This window comes from Neisseria sp. Dent CA1/247, assembly GCF_022870825.1.
Classification (GTDB): Bacteria; Pseudomonadota; Gammaproteobacteria; order Burkholderiales; family Neisseriaceae; genus Neisseria; species Neisseria zoodegmatis.
The window spans coordinates 1-14,854 of record NZ_CP091522.1; the positions used below are offsets into that span (position 1 = coordinate 1).

At 49.5% G+C, this 14,854-nt stretch carries 9 protein-coding genes and 1 other RNA gene; 2 read left to right on the plus strand and 8 right to left on the minus strand.

Annotated elements, in window-relative coordinates:
• Positions 1-177: 177 nt before the first annotated feature.
• Together LVJ85_RS00005 and LVJ85_RS00010 are read right to left on the minus strand one after the other, a co-directional pair.
• Positions 178-504 (minus strand): FKBP-type peptidyl-prolyl cis-trans isomerase, encoded by a 327-nt coding sequence (locus LVJ85_RS00005; RefSeq protein ID WP_244740371.1) that lies wholly within the window; start codon positions 502-504, stop codon positions 178-180.
• A gap of 106 nt (positions 505-610) precedes the next feature.
• A complete protein-coding gene (locus LVJ85_RS00010; protein ID WP_085364324.1) occupies positions 611-844 on the minus strand; it encodes a DUF2061 domain-containing protein in 234 nt (77 codons plus the stop codon).
• A gap of 151 nt (positions 845-995) precedes the next feature.
• On the opposite strand from LVJ85_RS00010, the gene LVJ85_RS00015 reads away from it, so the two are divergent.
• The gene (locus LVJ85_RS00015; protein ID WP_244740373.1) at positions 996-1,946 is read left to right on the plus strand and encodes a D-2-hydroxyacid dehydrogenase; all 951 of its coding nucleotides are present in this window, start codon (positions 996-998) and stop codon (positions 1,944-1,946) included.
• A gap of 92 nt (positions 1,947-2,038) precedes the next feature.
• Here the strand turns inward: LVJ85_RS00015 and LVJ85_RS00020 are convergent, their stop codons facing one another.
• From LVJ85_RS00020 to LVJ85_RS00045, 5 genes are all read right to left on the minus strand, one after another.
• Positions 2,039-3,019 carry a glycosyltransferase gene (locus tag LVJ85_RS00020; RefSeq protein ID WP_085364326.1) on the minus strand — a complete coding sequence of 327 codons (981 nt, stop codon included), beginning with the start codon at positions 3,017-3,019 and terminating at the stop codon, positions 2,039-2,041.
• Between the two features lie 252 nt (positions 3,020-3,271).
• Entirely contained in the window at positions 3,272-5,848 is a 2,577-nt protein-coding gene (gene mutS / locus LVJ85_RS00025) for a DNA mismatch repair protein MutS (RefSeq protein WP_244740375.1), read from the minus strand.
• A 418-nt stretch (positions 5,849-6,266) separates the two neighbouring features.
• Positions 6,267-8,591 (minus strand): pilus assembly protein, encoded by a 2,325-nt coding sequence (locus LVJ85_RS00035; RefSeq protein ID WP_244740378.1) that lies wholly within the window; start codon positions 8,589-8,591, stop codon positions 6,267-6,269.
• 1,533 nt (positions 8,592-10,124) lie between these two features.
• Positions 10,125-13,109 carry a pilus assembly protein gene (locus tag LVJ85_RS00040; RefSeq protein ID WP_244740380.1) on the minus strand — a complete coding sequence of 995 codons (2,985 nt, stop codon included), beginning with the start codon at positions 13,107-13,109 and terminating at the stop codon, positions 10,125-10,127.
• The gene (locus LVJ85_RS00045; RefSeq protein WP_244740383.1) at positions 13,109-14,053 is read right to left on the minus strand and encodes a hypothetical protein; all 945 of its coding nucleotides are present in this window, start codon (positions 14,051-14,053) and stop codon (positions 13,109-13,111) included. The genes LVJ85_RS00040 and LVJ85_RS00045 overlap by 1 nt, the downstream gene beginning before the upstream one ends.
• Positions 14,054-14,233: 180 nt before the next feature.
• Here LVJ85_RS00045 and LVJ85_RS00050 point away from each other — a divergent pair, with 180 nt between their 5' ends.
• Positions 14,234-14,422 carry a lipoprotein signal peptidase gene (locus LVJ85_RS00050; protein ID WP_244743253.1) on the plus strand — a complete coding sequence of 63 codons (189 nt, stop codon included), beginning with the start codon at positions 14,234-14,236 and terminating at the stop codon, positions 14,420-14,422.
• A gap of 48 nt (positions 14,423-14,470) precedes the next feature.
• On the opposite strand, the gene rnpB is transcribed toward LVJ85_RS00050, so the two are convergent.
• Positions 14,471-14,831, minus strand: an RNA gene (rnpB, locus tag LVJ85_RS00055) — RNase P RNA component class A.
• Between the last annotated feature and the right edge of the window lie 23 nt (positions 14,832-14,854).

Sequence of the window (14,854 nt, forward strand, 5' to 3'; positions counted from 1 at the left end):
TCGCTGTTTATTATGGGAATTATTTTAGACAACTTTACCCAACGCTTGCACAAAACCGCAAACTTTTAATTTAGACGCCAACACACCACCCATCAATCCAAATGCGCCAAACACTCAAAGGCCGTCTGAAAAAAGAATTTTTCAGACGGCCTTTGGCATTTTAGACGCTGCCTAATGTTATTTGTACACCTTCAACAACTCAACTTCGAAAATCAATGTGGCATTGGGCGGGATGACTCCGCCTGCTCCGTGGGCGCCGTAGCCCATTTCGGGGGGTATGGTCAGTTTGCGTTTGCCGCCTTCTTTCATTCCGCCGAATCCTTCATCCCAGCCTTGGATGACTTGGCCTACCCCGAGAGTGATTGTTAGGGGTTGGCGACGGTCGAGACTGGAGTCAAATTTGGTGCCGTCTTCCAGCCAACCGGTGTAATGTACGGTAATTTCTTTGCCTTTTTCGGCTTCTTTGCCGTGGCCGGTTTGGATGTCTTCAATAATCAGGCTCATGTTTTTCTTTCATTTTTGAGTTTGGTATGGGAAGGCAAAGAATAACACAGGGTTGATTGGGGGAAAACTTTTGCTTGTTTATTAGCGGGAAGCGTGTGCTGCTTCGTTATCTGTCTGCGCCTACGCATTGGTGCAGCGGGAAGCGGCTGGCTTCGGAGCGGATGTTTTTCTTACGCTCATAGCGGTTCCATGCTTTTTCGTGGAAATAGAATACGAAGGTATTGGCAATCGGCTCGATAAGGGCTACTGCGCCGGAAATGCCGATACTGCCTGTGAGTATATAGGCCACGCTGAATGCTACGCCGAAGTGTAGAATGGCGAAGGTAATGGTTTTCAACATTGTATAGTGTCCTTGTTTGATGGCTTGAGGCCGTCTGAAATGGTAATCTTTGCTATCTTAATGATAAGCAGACTCGTTTTGAATTTGATTCTGACAATACATATTTAGCTATTTTTTATCATTTGTATAATTTCAATAGCAAAGGATAATCATGTCTAGTTTGAAAATAGTCGTTTTGGATCGGGGCACGTTGGTAGAGCGGCCTTTTGCGTTTGATTTTGCCCACGAGCTTCAGGAGCATGTTTATACGGAAAATGAAGATGTCGGTGCCCGTATCGCAGGGGCGGATATTGTTGTTACGAATAAAACGGTGATTGCTGCGCAACATATTGCCGACAATCCTCAATTAAAGCTGATTGCGGTATCGGCTACGGGTATTAATAATGTGGACGTTGCCGCAGCCAAAGCTGCCGGGGTGTCGGTGTGCAATATTCGTGATTACGGCAATGATTCGGTTGCCGAACATGCTTTTATGCTGATGATTACTTTGATGCGTAACCTTCCTGCTTATCAGCGCGATATGGCGGCGGGCATTTGGGAGCAATCGTCTTTTTTCTGCCATTTCGGTGCACCGATGCGTGATTTGAACGGTAAAACGCTGGCCATATTCGGGCGGAGCGGTATCGGCACGAAGCTGGCGGATTACGCGCGGGCATTCGGGATGAACGTGGTGTTCGGGGAACACAAACATACGCAATCCGTGCGCGACGGCTATCTGCCGTTTTACGAAGCATTGCGTTGCGCCGATGCGGTGTCGCTGCATTGCCCGCTGAACGAGGAAACCGCGGGGATGATCGGGGAAACGGAGTTGCAGCAGATGAAACCGGGCGCGCTGCTGATTAACTGCGCACGCGGCGGTTTGGTGGACGAAACGGCTTTAGTGGCTGCGCTGAAATACGGTCAGCTCGGCGGCGCGGGGGTGGATGTGTTAACCGAAGAACCGCCCCGCAACGGCAACCCGCTTTTGAAAGCGCGCCTGCCTCATTTGATTGTGACCCCGCATCTGGCTTGGGGCAGCATTGAGGCCCGCAACCGCCTGTTTGATATTCTGACGGAAAACATCAATCGGTTTGTGGCCGGCAGTCCGCAGAATTTGGTTTGAAAAGAGTGCTGCTGTATTAAACCGCGCGAAAACATTAGAGGCCGTCTGAAATCAGTTTTCAGACGGCCTCTAAAAATTGACGGGCGAAAAATCTATACAAATTTTCTTAAGAGATTGAACGCGCCGGTTTCAACAGTCAAATTGAGCAGGGATTTGTTTCTAAACAAACTGCACAGCATTCTTACCGGCATGCGGTTATTGAATTTGCTCGGATAATTGGCCATTTTGAAGTCGTAGTCCACATCCTGCAAACGGCTGAAAAATTCCTGTTTGCCCACTTTCAGCTTCAACATGTTGACAATATAAATAAACGAAAACGAATCGCGTATTTCTTTCAAGCGGTTATACACGGCGGAATCACGACGGCTTTCTGCCAGCTTGGTATAGCCTTTAACTGCTAAAGCAACATCATCGAGGAATTTTTGATTTTGTGCTCTGTTGCGTTGCGCACGCATGGCCGAATCGGGATTGTCCACATAATCGTAAACCTGTTCGTCGCTCACCATGATTTTGTTGCTTTGGAGCAGATAAGCCAGCACAAACAGCCCGTCTTCAAGATATTTCATGCCTTCGGTAAAGCGCAAGCGGTTGTTTTCAATAATGCTGCGCTTGTAAATATAGCTCCACACATAAGACACAAACGGGAAATCGAGCATGAATTTATCAGTATCGAGCGTTTGATTATGGTTCGAAACGGGATAGCGGCAGTTGAAATGCAGAGCATCGGCGTCTTGCACACATATGCTGTTGAACAAGCCGGCCAATTTGACCGCATCGATATTGTCATCGTGATCCATAAACATCACATATCTGCCGACGACATGATCCAGAGCCTGATTGCGTGCGCGGCTGACTCCGCCGTTTTCGCACTCAATCAGTCGGCAGCAGGCTGCTAACTCTTGATGTGTATTCAGGAAATGATGCAGTTTTTCAGAAGTGTCGTCGGTCGAACCGTCGTTCACAATAACGAATTCCACACCTTCAATGGCTTCGTAGAGATTTTTGATATTTCTGCCTAAGTTTTCAATAAACTTCCCACCGTTATAAATAGGAATAATGAAAGACAAATTCATGATGAAAATCCTTGTCACGAGCCGTGAAATCTAGATATCAGATACCTTCAAAAACTGCCGGAGGTACATAGGTTTTAAAACCAAACCACACAGGCTGCCAACTTAGCGGCGGTAGTCTTATTAAGAAGCTTTATCAATAAAAGGACTGGGTTCCAAATGAATAGTTCCTTGTTGATACAGTCGAACACTAAATCATTGTTCGGTCATTATCAACATAACGACCATCCGGTTTTCAGACGGCCTCTATCCATTCTACCCCGCCATTCCTTTCAATTTATATATCCAATCCAAGGCCTCGCGCGGGGTCAGCTCGTCGGGGTTGACCGCCTGCAAGGCTTCCAACGCGGGATTGGGAGCGGCGGGCGGCTCGGGCGTTTCGTTTTCCTCCCATGCCGTATCTTCGTTTTCAGACGGCATCATATTGAAAATATCCATCTGCGGGCGGTTGGCGGCGGCTTGGGCTTCGAGTTCGTTCAAATGCTTGTGGGCGGACTTCAACGCGCGGGCAGGCAAGCCGGCGAGTTTGGCGACGGCGATACCGTAGCTTTTGCTGGCGGGGCCGGGTTCGATGTGGTGCAGGAACACGATGTCCTGCCCTTCTTCCAATGCCGACAAGTGCATATTCACGGCGGTGGCATGGGCTTCGGGCAGGCGGGTCAGCTCGAAATAATGGGTGGCAAACAGGCTGAACGATTTGTTTTTCTGAATCAGATGTTCGGCGATGGCTTGTGCGAGGGCGAGGCCGTCGAAGGTGGAGGTGCCGCGGCCGACTTCGTCCATCAATACCAGCGATTGTTCGGTGGCGTGATGCAGAATGTAGGCGGTTTCGCTCATTTCCACCATGAAGGTCGAGCGGTTGCCGGCCAAGTCGTCGGACGCGCCGATGCGGGTGAAAATCTGGTCGATGGTGCCGATTTTGGCTGCGTCGGCAGGCACGAACGCGCCGGTGTGTGCCAGCAGCACAATCAAGGCAACTTGGCGCATGTAGGTGGATTTACCGCCCATATTGGGGCCGGTGAGCAGCATCAGGCGGTGTTTGTGGTCGAGGGCGGTGTGGTTGGCGGTGAAGTGGCGCACTTGCTGCTCGACGACGGGATGGCGGCCGTTGTCGATTTCGATTAAGGGGTAATCGGCAAATTCGGGGCAAACGTAACCGCGTTCTCCGGCGTGCTTGGCGAAGGTGGACAATACGTCCAGCGAGGCGGCGGCTTTGGCGGCTTTTTGAAGCTGCGGTAAGGCCGTCTGAAGTTCTTTCAGCAGGGTTTCGTAGAGTTGTTTTTCCAACGCCAGCGCCTGCTCTTGCGCGGTTAATACTTTGTCTTCAAAGGTTTTGAGTTCGGGCGTGATGAAGCGCTCGGCGTTTTTCAGTGTTTGGCGGCGTTGGTAATCGGCCGGCGCTTGTTCGGCCTGTACTTTGGAAAGTTCGATATAAAAACCGTGCACGCGGTTGAACTCTACTTTTAAGGTGGACAAGCCGGTGCGCTCGCGTTCGCGGGCTTCGAGGGCAAGCAAAAATTCGTCGCCGTGGTTTTGGATATGGCGCAGTTCGTCCAATCCGGCGTGGAAACCTTCGTTGATCACGCCGCCGTCGCGCAGCCAAACCGAGGGTTCGGGCAGAATCGCGGCTTGCAGTTTTTCGGCAATCGGCAGGGTTTCAGGGAACACGTTTTGCAGGGTTTGCAGCAAACTGCTGCCGCCGGCGGGCAGTTCGGTTTCGGCCAAAACAAACAGACTGTCGCGCAATGCGGCCAAATCGCGCGGGCGGGCGTTGCCCACGGCGATGCGGGCGGCGATGCGTTCGATGTCGGCAATGTTTTTCAGACGGCCTTGCAGGTCTGCATAATGGTTTTGCAGTTCCAACACCGCCTGCTGCCGCGCCTGAATATGGGCGCGGTTGCGCAACGGATGGTGCAGCCACAGAGCCAGCAGGCGGCTGCCCATATGGGTGGCGCAGTCGTCGAGCACGGAAAACAGCGTCGGCGATTTTTTGCCGGTGAGCGTTTGGGTGATTTCCAGATTGCGACGGGTGGCGGCATCCATGCCGATATACTGGTTTTCGGTTTCGAGCGAGAGGCCGTCGAGATGCTGCGGCAAGTGGTTTTGGGTAAGGCGGATATAGTTGAGCAGCGCGCCGGCGGCACCGATGGCGACGGCATGGTCGTCCAAATTCAAGCCGAAACCGAGCAAATCTTGGCTGCCGAAATAATCGGTCAGCAGCTTGGCGGCGGTATCGGCGGCAAACTGCCAATGGTTCAGCCGCGTGATATTGGCTGCCTGAAGCGGCGGTGCGTTTTTGCCGTCGGGCAGCAGAATTTCTGCGGCCTGTAAGCGGGCAAGCTCGTCGGGCAGTTTGTCGGCGGTGGTGAGTTTGACTTTGAATTCGCCGCTTTGCAGCGATGCCCACGCCAAGCCGATGTGCTTTTTGTCGGCACACACGGCTACGATGCGGTTGGTTTCTTTGTCTTCGAGAAACGCGCTGTCGGTAAGCGTGCCGGGGGTAACGATGCGCACTACTTTGCGCTCCACCGGCCCTTTGCCTGCGCCCACTTCGCCGGTTTGCTCGCAAATCGCCACGCTTTTGCCCATTTTCACGAGCCGCGCCAGATATTGCTCGGCGGCATGAAACGGCACGCCCGCCATCTTGATCGGCTCGCCGTTCATCTGCCCGCGCGTGGTCAGCGTGATGTCGAGCAGCTTGGCCGCTTCCACTGCGTCGTCGAGAAACAGCTCGTAAAAGTCGCCCATGCGGTAAAACACCAGCTTGTCGGTGTGGTGCGCTTTGATGTCGAGATATTGCTGCATCATCGGGGAAACGGCAGGTTTGGTCATTTCAGACGGCCTTGTGGTGTGAATCTTGAAGATGCGTATTGTAGCAAACGGGCGAAGGGTTGAGGCCGTCTGAAAAAGCTGGGGCGGTATTGTTACGGGTAGGATAAAAGCGGGAGGAATTATCGGGCTGAGACTTTTGCAAAACCCTCAAATGTAAGTGCAGTTCAAGGGATAGCAGCACAGCGAGTGCAGACATATCATATAGAAGGCTAAACGAACGAGCAGCGTACAACGCAGAAATGCGTTGCAGATGAGGGTTTGGCAAAGGTCTCGGGCTTTCTGCCTCTGTTTCGTTCAAGGGCATTCAAGCTTGGCGATTGCTTTGTTTATTGATGATTGGGTATATGCCGGGATGAAAACTTAAGAGGCCGTCTGAAATATTTTCAGACGGCCTGTTGCTCTTACAATTGGGCAGCTTTTAGAAAACCTCGCGCCATGCGATACGTTTCACTGAGGTTTTCGGGCAATAGAATTTCAACACTTCCACACCGGTTTCGCTGCTGCCTACCGGCGCTTCGCAGCTTGTTCTGCGCTCTGCTACCGGTGCGCCGAGTTCGGTGGCTCTGCCGCTTGACGAGCCGCCGAAGATGCTGCGCTCAAAGCCGCCGGACTGAACTTTGATCGAAGCCAAGCTGCCGGCGCGGTATTCGCCGATGTGGTCTAAGTTGTCTCTCATGATGCGCAAAGCCACCGGACGGCTGCCTGATTCGGCATCCAAGGTCATGATGAAACCCGAAGTTTGGGTTGCACCGGTTGCCGTACAGCTTTGTTGTACTTCTTGGGCGGGCGGTTGGAAAACGGTTGTGCTGAAGATAACCGTGCCGCCTTTGCTTCTGCTGCCGCCCAAACCGGGTTTATCAACCACGCGTTCGCCGTTGGCGGTTACCGCGCCGTTTAATTCCATAAACCAGCCGCGCTGCCCGCTTGTTAGACGGCCTCGGCTGTCTTCATTCAAAGTGCGGATAGTTTTGCCGTTTACCGTAGCTTGGGTAAAGTTGCGGCGGACAAGCTCTGTGCTCGAAGGTGTGAGCGGTGTTACTTCGTCGCCTACATCTTCTTTATCGGTTAAGGCATCTTGAATGCCATACAGCCGCTGCACACTGTTGTCCTGCAAATCGCTGGCATACAGCTCGCTGCCCGTGCCGAACAATACGGTAACGCGTTTGCTTTTCGGATTGCGGTACACTTCCGGCGCGGCGGTAATAGGCTGCGATTCATTGCCTTTAAAAATGATTTCGGCATTCCATTTGGAAGATTCGGCACGGAAATCGAAGCGGTACACGTTGCCGTTTTGATCGCCTGCATAGCCTACGTCAAACACGCCGTCGTCGTCGATATCCAGTCCGGTTACGGCAGTCAGGCCGCGCGGTGCATCGGTTCTGATATTACCTGCTTTAGTTAATCCACCTACGCTGATGCGCTTAATGATTTTGCCGGGTTCGCTATTGCTGTTAACGCTATTAGGCTCTGTTTTGCCTGCTTCCAAGCCTAAGCTGTCCAATACATAAACCGATGGTGCGGGATAAGTGGGATTGCCGTTCCTATCGCTGCCGTTTGAAGGTGGATTGAAGCCGCTGCCCAATACGGTTGCATAGAAAATATCGTCTTTGCCTGTATAGGAAGCGGCTTTGGCGGCCGTGCTGCCCTTGCGTGCCAAACGTCCGTTAAACGGCTCGCCAAACAAGTGGCCGATTTCCGCATCTGCTTGATAAGCTTTGCCTATTTGGGCGGAAGAAGTATCCCACAAAGGCACGCCGAAATAATCGGCCTGGCCGGAAGTGCCGCCGCCGGTTCCCGAGCCTTTCAACCATGAAGGACTATCCGCATCCAAACCTACCACATGACCGCCATTGGTTTTACCGGCGATATTCAACGCATAGGCCGCTCTACCGCCTTCGCCAAGCGTGCCTGTCATAAAGACACGCGTGCGGTCTTTACTTGACGCATAGGTTTCGTACCAACTGATTTGGCCGTTAACCAAATTAACATGCTTCGCACCGCCATAATCTTTTTGAGCCGTTTCTACCAAACGGGTATTAACCGTTTTTTGTCCTTGCTTGGCCATGCCGGGAATATATTGGAATACGTCGGTATAAGCATTGGCGGCTGTATTGCCTTCCTGCTTTTTGAAGATATGTACCATACCGTCGTTAGAACCGACCGCTAAATATTTGCGCTCGTTGCCTTGCACTCCCATCGCGACCAAATTGCCCAACGAATCGCCCAAGTAGCGGTTTTGGTTGTCTTGATTGCTGTGGTTGCGTACGCGATAGCCCCAAGCAGGATTATCCTCCGTGCCTTCGCGGGTCAACCAGCTTGCCAGCTTGCGCCATGCGTTCGGGTCGGCATCGGTTAAGCCGAATGTGCCGTTATTAAGATCTCGTACCGTACCACCGTTACCTGTACGCAGATAGCGCGGGCCGCTTGCCGTACTGATCACACTCACAGACTGATTTGAATCATATGTAGGCAAAGTATATTGGCTGGGGCTGATGGCGCCTGTTTTTTCATTTACCCGATAGAAACGCAGTTGGCTCGACCAACCTTCAGTATTCAACGATAAGGTTTCCGCCATATTAATCGGACGGTTTGACGCCGGCGACGAAACACTCGGAGTAACACCGGTAAAAGGTACGGATGCCACGGTGGCATTGGCCACAATTTTATTTAAGGCATCTTTGAGTTCGCCGCGGGAAAAGGCTGGGAAATATTCACCACCTCCATTACTTGCGGCATTTTGCAAAACAGGAATCTGTTCACCCAAACCGACAGTATACGTTTCGATTGTCTGTTTCCTGAATTTAGGATCATCAAATGATATCTTTTCTTTATCTAATTTATTGGTAACCATATCTTGCGTGTGAGCAATAGACGCAAAATCTGCAATACCAAACTCACTGTACATATGACAAGAATTAGTAGCCGCACAATTAGACTTAGAAACTATTTCGCAACCCTCTCTTTCTTCTTTAGGAACCGCAGCACATTGTTTATCATTACCCCGCTCTTCCCATTCACGTAATCTCCCCGTAGCCGTGGGGCCGAAAACCTTGTCATTTCTCAAAATTCTAGCAAGGTTCGCGTGGCTTGTATTAGGCATATCACGTACAAAAGGGCTGTTGAAATGATAAAACTGCCTGTTGTAACCATCAGGCTGTCCGTCTGAAATATAAACCAAAAGATTTTTTTGACATCTATATTCAATAGGAGATTGGTATTTGTTGTTTAAATGTTGGTTGTTGGAGTGATGTAACTCTTCTCCACGATAATATCGAAGCAACTCGTAATAAGCAGACGTAGTTGGCGTCGGCCCTCCCCATTTTAACTTGTTGATTGTTTCCTTTAAGTCTGCAATGTGATCGTCTGTTGGGTCTTGAATTTGTTTCACAATAGTGGCCCCGCCTACGCCTGCTGTGAACGTCGCCAAGCCCCAGCGTAAATGCGGGTTGTTCGTAATCGCTTCTAAGGCTGCCTCTTTAGCAACCTCACCTCTCCTATCGGGATGTTTTTCCTGATCTTTCGGAAGATCGTCTTTCCCTGTTTTAATATTAAATCTCATACTGCCAGACGTATCGACAAACAGTAAAACATTAGGCTTGATTTGCGACTTTCCGCCGGTCATTGACAATGGAACGGCAGGATATGCGCCTTCGACTGCGCCGAAAGCCGGTGGGCAGGCCAAAGCACATGCAACCGCCCAATGAGACGGTTTAACGGAGAAAAGCCTTTTCCGTGCAGAGAGTTTCATGCGTTTTCTTTCTTAGTATTCGATTTAGTGTTTTGATTTTATTAAAATAATCAATAAGTATTTTTTACATTTTCAAGCTTATACAGAAGCTGCCGGGTGGCTTTTAAGTACAAATGTGGACAGGTAGCGGCAAAGTATCTGTACTGCTGATTCCTACTGATGTTTGTCGATTAAATATTTTTTTTGGATATTAACATTCTAAATTTATGCATGTAAATTCTGTTTCAATATATTTTACAAATGAAGTTTAAATAATAAATCCAGTAATAATCATATTAAGTTCAGCTTTTTTGAGTTGGGCGGTTTGGATAGTGTCATACGGAATAACAAACACACTTGAGGCCGTCTGAAAAATTTTCAGACGGCCTCAAGTGCTTGGATATGATGTATATGTATACAGATCGGGCGTGCAATATCGATATTTTGTACGCAAAGCGCCCTCCGAAGTTGACTTGAATGAACGTGTATTTAAGGCCGTCTGAAAATTTTCAGACGGCCTGTTCTGTATGCTGCTTAGAAAATTTCGCGCTAACTGATACGGCTGACTTTATTTTGAAAGCGGTTTAAGCGTTCCTCGTCAGCAGTTTGATTGCTATCGCCATGTGAAATGGCACTATCGTAGGCTTTTGAAATACCGTTGTTTATGGTGATATTTTTGCGTTTGAGCGACAATGAGTTTTCGTTTACCGACATGGCTGCAAGCGTATCGTTTGTATTGAACAAACCGTCGCGGTCTGTATCGAAAACGGGCTTTTTGTAAAGGCCGCCGTTACGCAAATCTACTTCTATCAAGGCGGATTTGCCCGAGTTGTTGGCGCAAATATTGGCAGCATTTGCCGTGTTGATTTTGCTGTTGTCGTTTACTGAAAAAACGAAAAACTGAGCAGTACGTCCACGGCGTACAAAGGCATCGTCAATGCCGATATAGCTTACAGGCAGTTGCAGGCGCCACCCTTTGTTATTGGCGGCATTTTGGGTGGCACTAAGATAAGTGCGCTGGCCTACGGAAGCCACTGATTGCTCCGTTTTAATCTGCTGCTGAACCAAGCTGCTTTCGGCAATGGTACTGCCATCGGTATCAAACAATCCGTAGGCATAATTTTGCAAACCGGGCTTGGTGCCGTCGGTGGGTTTGAAATATTGGCCTGTATTGAAAACTACGGTATAGCGGCCGCCTGAAAAATGGACATCGGGCGCACCGGTAATGGGCTGGCTGCCGTTAAATAAGGTTTTGACTGTCCAACTGCCACCGGCGGTTTGGTCAATACGGTAAAGTTTACCTGCTTGGTCGCCTACATAAATACGGTCTATATTGCCGTCGCTGTCGGTATCAATGGCTCGGGGCGCACCTACGCCGGATTTACCCAAGGGGATTTTCCAGTAATTACCGTTTTGAATCCATGATCCGCTTTTGTCGGTTTGCAGAATAAAAATATGGCCTCTGTCATTTTTAGCATTGTAACCGCCGCTAACTACGACGGCGGCAATGCTGTCGCTGCCTTTTTTGACTTGTACAGGCACAGGAGCATGTACGGTCAACCCTAAGTCTTCATCGTGGGTTTTGTTGAATTCCCACAAAATATTGCCCGCATTCGCAGAGTGTCCCGTGCCAAGTTGAGTGGCATCAATGGCGTAAACAGCCTCTCCGCCGCGGCCGGTTGTGCCGATAATCACGGATTTGGCAGTTTTACCTGCCCCTGATGTGCACACTTCCTGCACCACGGGCGTGCCGTCGTTCAAAAAGCTGTGCGTACCTTGTGGATCGGCATATTCTTTCAATTTTGGCAATGCGGTAGAAGGAATATAGGCAAGCTTTTCACTTCCTGTATTGTCTATCACATGCAGCATGCCATCATTGGCAGCGAAGGCATAAACGGTTTTGCGTGTTTTGAGAGAGGAAAAATTATCGTACCGGCAACTGCCTACGTTTTCAGAAACAGGCGGAGGCAAAATGGCAACTGAGGAGTTAACCACCGTACCAAGCAAGCCGTCGTCGGGACGGGGGCGGAAAACGCCTGCCGGGTTGGTTGTGGTTTTTTCCTTATCGCTCTTACCTAAAACATAATCTTTCAAATTAACGGGCGTATATCCCTCATTGCCTTGCAAACCAAACAAAGCTGCGGCACCTGCTCCTTGTGCGGTATTGGCGAGGCTGTCGATACTGTTACCGTTGAGGGTAAACACTCGACGGCTGTCGGCACTGCTGCGCTTGAGCAATGTGCTTAACTGCCATTGTTTGGAAAAATCGGGCGAACCCGGTCGGGAGTCGGCACTCATGGTGTAGGCAATGACATCACCTTGCCAGCCGTGATCGTTTTTCCGATACGAAGATTGTAAAAACAGAGGGGAATGTGCAGTAGTTAAATCTACAATACCATCCTTAGTTTGCTCCACAGCCAACGAAGTTTGTGAAGGTGTGTCGGAAAGCGCTTCCACATTGTTGAATGCCTTATTGATGGCTTCAATCAGCGATTGGGGAGAGTTGGCAGCGGCGTAATTCCGTGGAACGCCGTCTGAAAAAGCGTTCATGGAAGTTGTACCCCGGGCATCGTTAGTCCAACGGATGCGGTCGCTATCTTGTGTGGTCAAGGTAGGCACGGCACCTTCCCGTTCGGCTTTATTGCTGCGGAAACCGCCATACTTGGCAGCCCAGTAAAAAGTATTATAGTTTTTGCCGTTGTGGATATGATGGTTGTTGTATTCCAATACGTCAATCATGATTGACTGTATGTATTGGTTACCTTTGACATCGCTGCGGATATCGTTTGTACGCGCCCAGTAAGCCAAACCTGCAATCGAGCCATAGGAAGCCGCTGCTTCTTTTAAGTTATAAGCGCCCAGCACGCTTGTGCCGGCATCAAACGGATTGTTTTCCTGATTCGCTAAAGCTCTAAGAGACCCCAATGTATTGATTTCATTGTCGTCTGTCGGCGCGTGGGTGTTGTAGATGAAATTGGGTACGTCATTGTCACTATGAGTAAATGTATCGCCGATATACATTATGTAATTGGGTCGGCAAACCACTTGTTTGTCGTCAATTACATTGCCTTTGCTTAAAAGCGGATCGTTCCAATCGGTAATTACCGGAAAACCGTCGATGGCAACGTTTCTTTTATTCTCATCAACAGCTTCATTGTTTTTCAATGTTGAATTGGTGTTCAACCAATCTGTCCACGGGCGGTAATTGCCTTTGTTTCTCAAATAACGTAAACCGGCATAGTAAAGTTCACCCGCCGGATCTTGGACTTTGTATTTGCCGGCATCGCCGAATTTGTTGAGATAGTTGATCACGCCGCTGTTGGTTACATTGGTGTTTTGGGCGTCGCTTTGATCAGGGTTTACATTGAAAGTACCGTCTTCATTGACTTCATTACCTAAAACGATGTTGTTGTGCGTGGTTTCTCCGCGCAGAAATTTCATCCGTGAACGTAAAACGCCGCCGTCAATATTGTTACCGTTAATATTGGCATAACCGAACACGCCAAAACGGGCGGCTTCGATTTTTTCCTGCATCACCCCGGTAGGCTTGAGTGAGGTTCTACCGCGAGAATCGGTATAAACGCGGCAGTTTTTTCTTCCAAACCCGGTTTACATACCTGAACCACCACATTGTAGGTTTTTACTGCCTTGCCTTTGGAAGCTATAGGATTATTATTTCTATCCAAACCGTTGCCGCCGATTCTCAATTTAAAACCATTGTTATTGATTTGAATAACATTTTTATTGACTGAGTTGTTCTTTATCGTGAATTCTTTAGAGGGCTTGTCAATGGCACTGACAACATATGACGGCAAAATGTTGCTGATCAGAGCATCATTTTCCAAATAACGCGCTCTTAAACCATATATTCCGTTTTGGTTTGACACGACATTGGCACGTCTCAGCGCTGTGAAATTCAATGTATCGGCGTCAGTGTAGTTGGATTGTTTGGAAGAAGTACCTACCGTGCCGCCTTTGGCACGGTTGCCTCCGGTCATTGCTTGGCGGAAGATGTCGATGGTAGTCATCGTCATCCAGTTTAACGCTTTGCCGCTGAAAAGATTACCGCCGCAGTAACCACGGTTGTCGGCTTGGCGGTCGGGTGTGAAATATCCGTTTTCATCATCGGGAATATCGGGATTGCCAGTATAGCTATAGCACTTTTGGGGATCGAAATAGCCGATGTATTCATTGGCATCAAATTCGTTTTTGTTGATTAAAGGAGTGTTGCCCGCCGCCAAAGAAGCCTGATAAGCCGAGCCTGCGGTGGGGAATTCTACTGAAAGGGCAAGCAGGATATTAGGGGGAAAGCTGGCACCGGTGGCAAGGATGGGGGAAGAGTGAAATTCCGTAGCGGATGACTGCCCTGAAAACGAAGTGTTAGCAGATGCCTGCGCCGAAAGTGTGGCAAGTGCTGCGATGATACAACGCGAAAAAAGCCGGCGGCGCATGTATGCTTTAGGGCTGTGGGAATACATCTATAATCTTCCTTTCGTAATGTAGTTGACTATTTCTGTTAATATTTATCAAATAAATATTATTTTTAAGCATATTAACACTCGCAATTTATCCATGTAAATTCTATTTCAATATATTTTTCAAATGGAGCTTTAAATTGCGAACAAATCCGATAACTTTCAAATCCGCTTTTCAAATTTATTAACCTGAGACCTTTGCAAAACCCCCATCTGCGGCGCATTTCTGCGTTGTGCGCTGCTCGCTCGTTTGCCTATCTATATGATATGTCTGCACTCGCTGCGCTGCTACGCCTTGAACTGCATCCACATCTGAGGGTTTTGCAAAGGTCTCAACCTAGTTATTGGCATGCGGATTACAAAAACATTTGAGGCCGTCTGAAAATTTTTTCAGACGGCCTCAAATGTTTGAATAGGGTGCATACAGGTCGGGCGGTAAGCCGGGTTCTGTCGTCGGACAGCCATTCCTCTAGGCGCACCATTGCTGATGCGCTCCAGCAACCTACCCGAACGCTCGGCGAGCAGCGTCAATGCGTTCTGTTTGGTCTTGCTCCGAATGGGGTTTGGCCTGCTGCGCCTTGTTGCCAAGTGCACGGTGCGCTCTTACCGCACCTTTTCACCCTTACCTGTGCTGGCGAAGCAGCCATCGGCGGTATTGCTTTCTGTTCCACTTTCCGTCGCATTACTGCGCCCGGCCGTTAGCCGGCATTCTGCTCTTCGGAGCCCGGACTTTCCTCCCCGCATGCTTGATGCAATGCGCAGCGGCTGTCTGCCCAGCCTGTATGCGGGGCGGATTATAGCACG

What these genes read in the sequence shown, in the direction of transcription:
- LVJ85_RS00020 (WP_085364326.1), bottom strand. Translation starts at nt 3,019, where the DNA reads ATGAATTTGTCTTTCATTATTCCTATTTATAACGGTGGGAAGTTTATT.
- LVJ85_RS00015 (WP_244740373.1), top strand. Translation starts at nt 996, where the DNA reads ATGTCTAGTTTGAAAATAGTCGTTTTGGATCGGGGCACGTTGGTAGAG.
- LVJ85_RS00010 (WP_085364324.1), bottom strand. Translation starts at nt 844, where the DNA reads ATGTTGAAAACCATTACCTTCGCCATTCTACACTTCGGCGTAGCATTC.
- LVJ85_RS00040 (WP_244740380.1), bottom strand. Translation starts at nt 13,109, where the DNA reads ATGCAGGAAAAAATCGAAGCCGCCCGTTTTGGCGTGTTCGGTTATGCC.
- mutS (WP_244740375.1), bottom strand. Translation starts at nt 5,848, where the DNA reads ATGACCAAACCTGCCGTTTCCCCGATGATGCAGCAATATCTCGACATC.
- LVJ85_RS00045 (WP_244740383.1), bottom strand. Translation starts at nt 14,053, where the DNA reads ATGTATTCCCACAGCCCTAAAGCATACATGCGCCGCCGGCTTTTTTCG.
- LVJ85_RS00005 (WP_244740371.1), bottom strand. Translation starts at nt 504, where the DNA reads ATGAGCCTGATTATTGAAGACATCCAAACCGGCCACGGCAAAGAAGCC.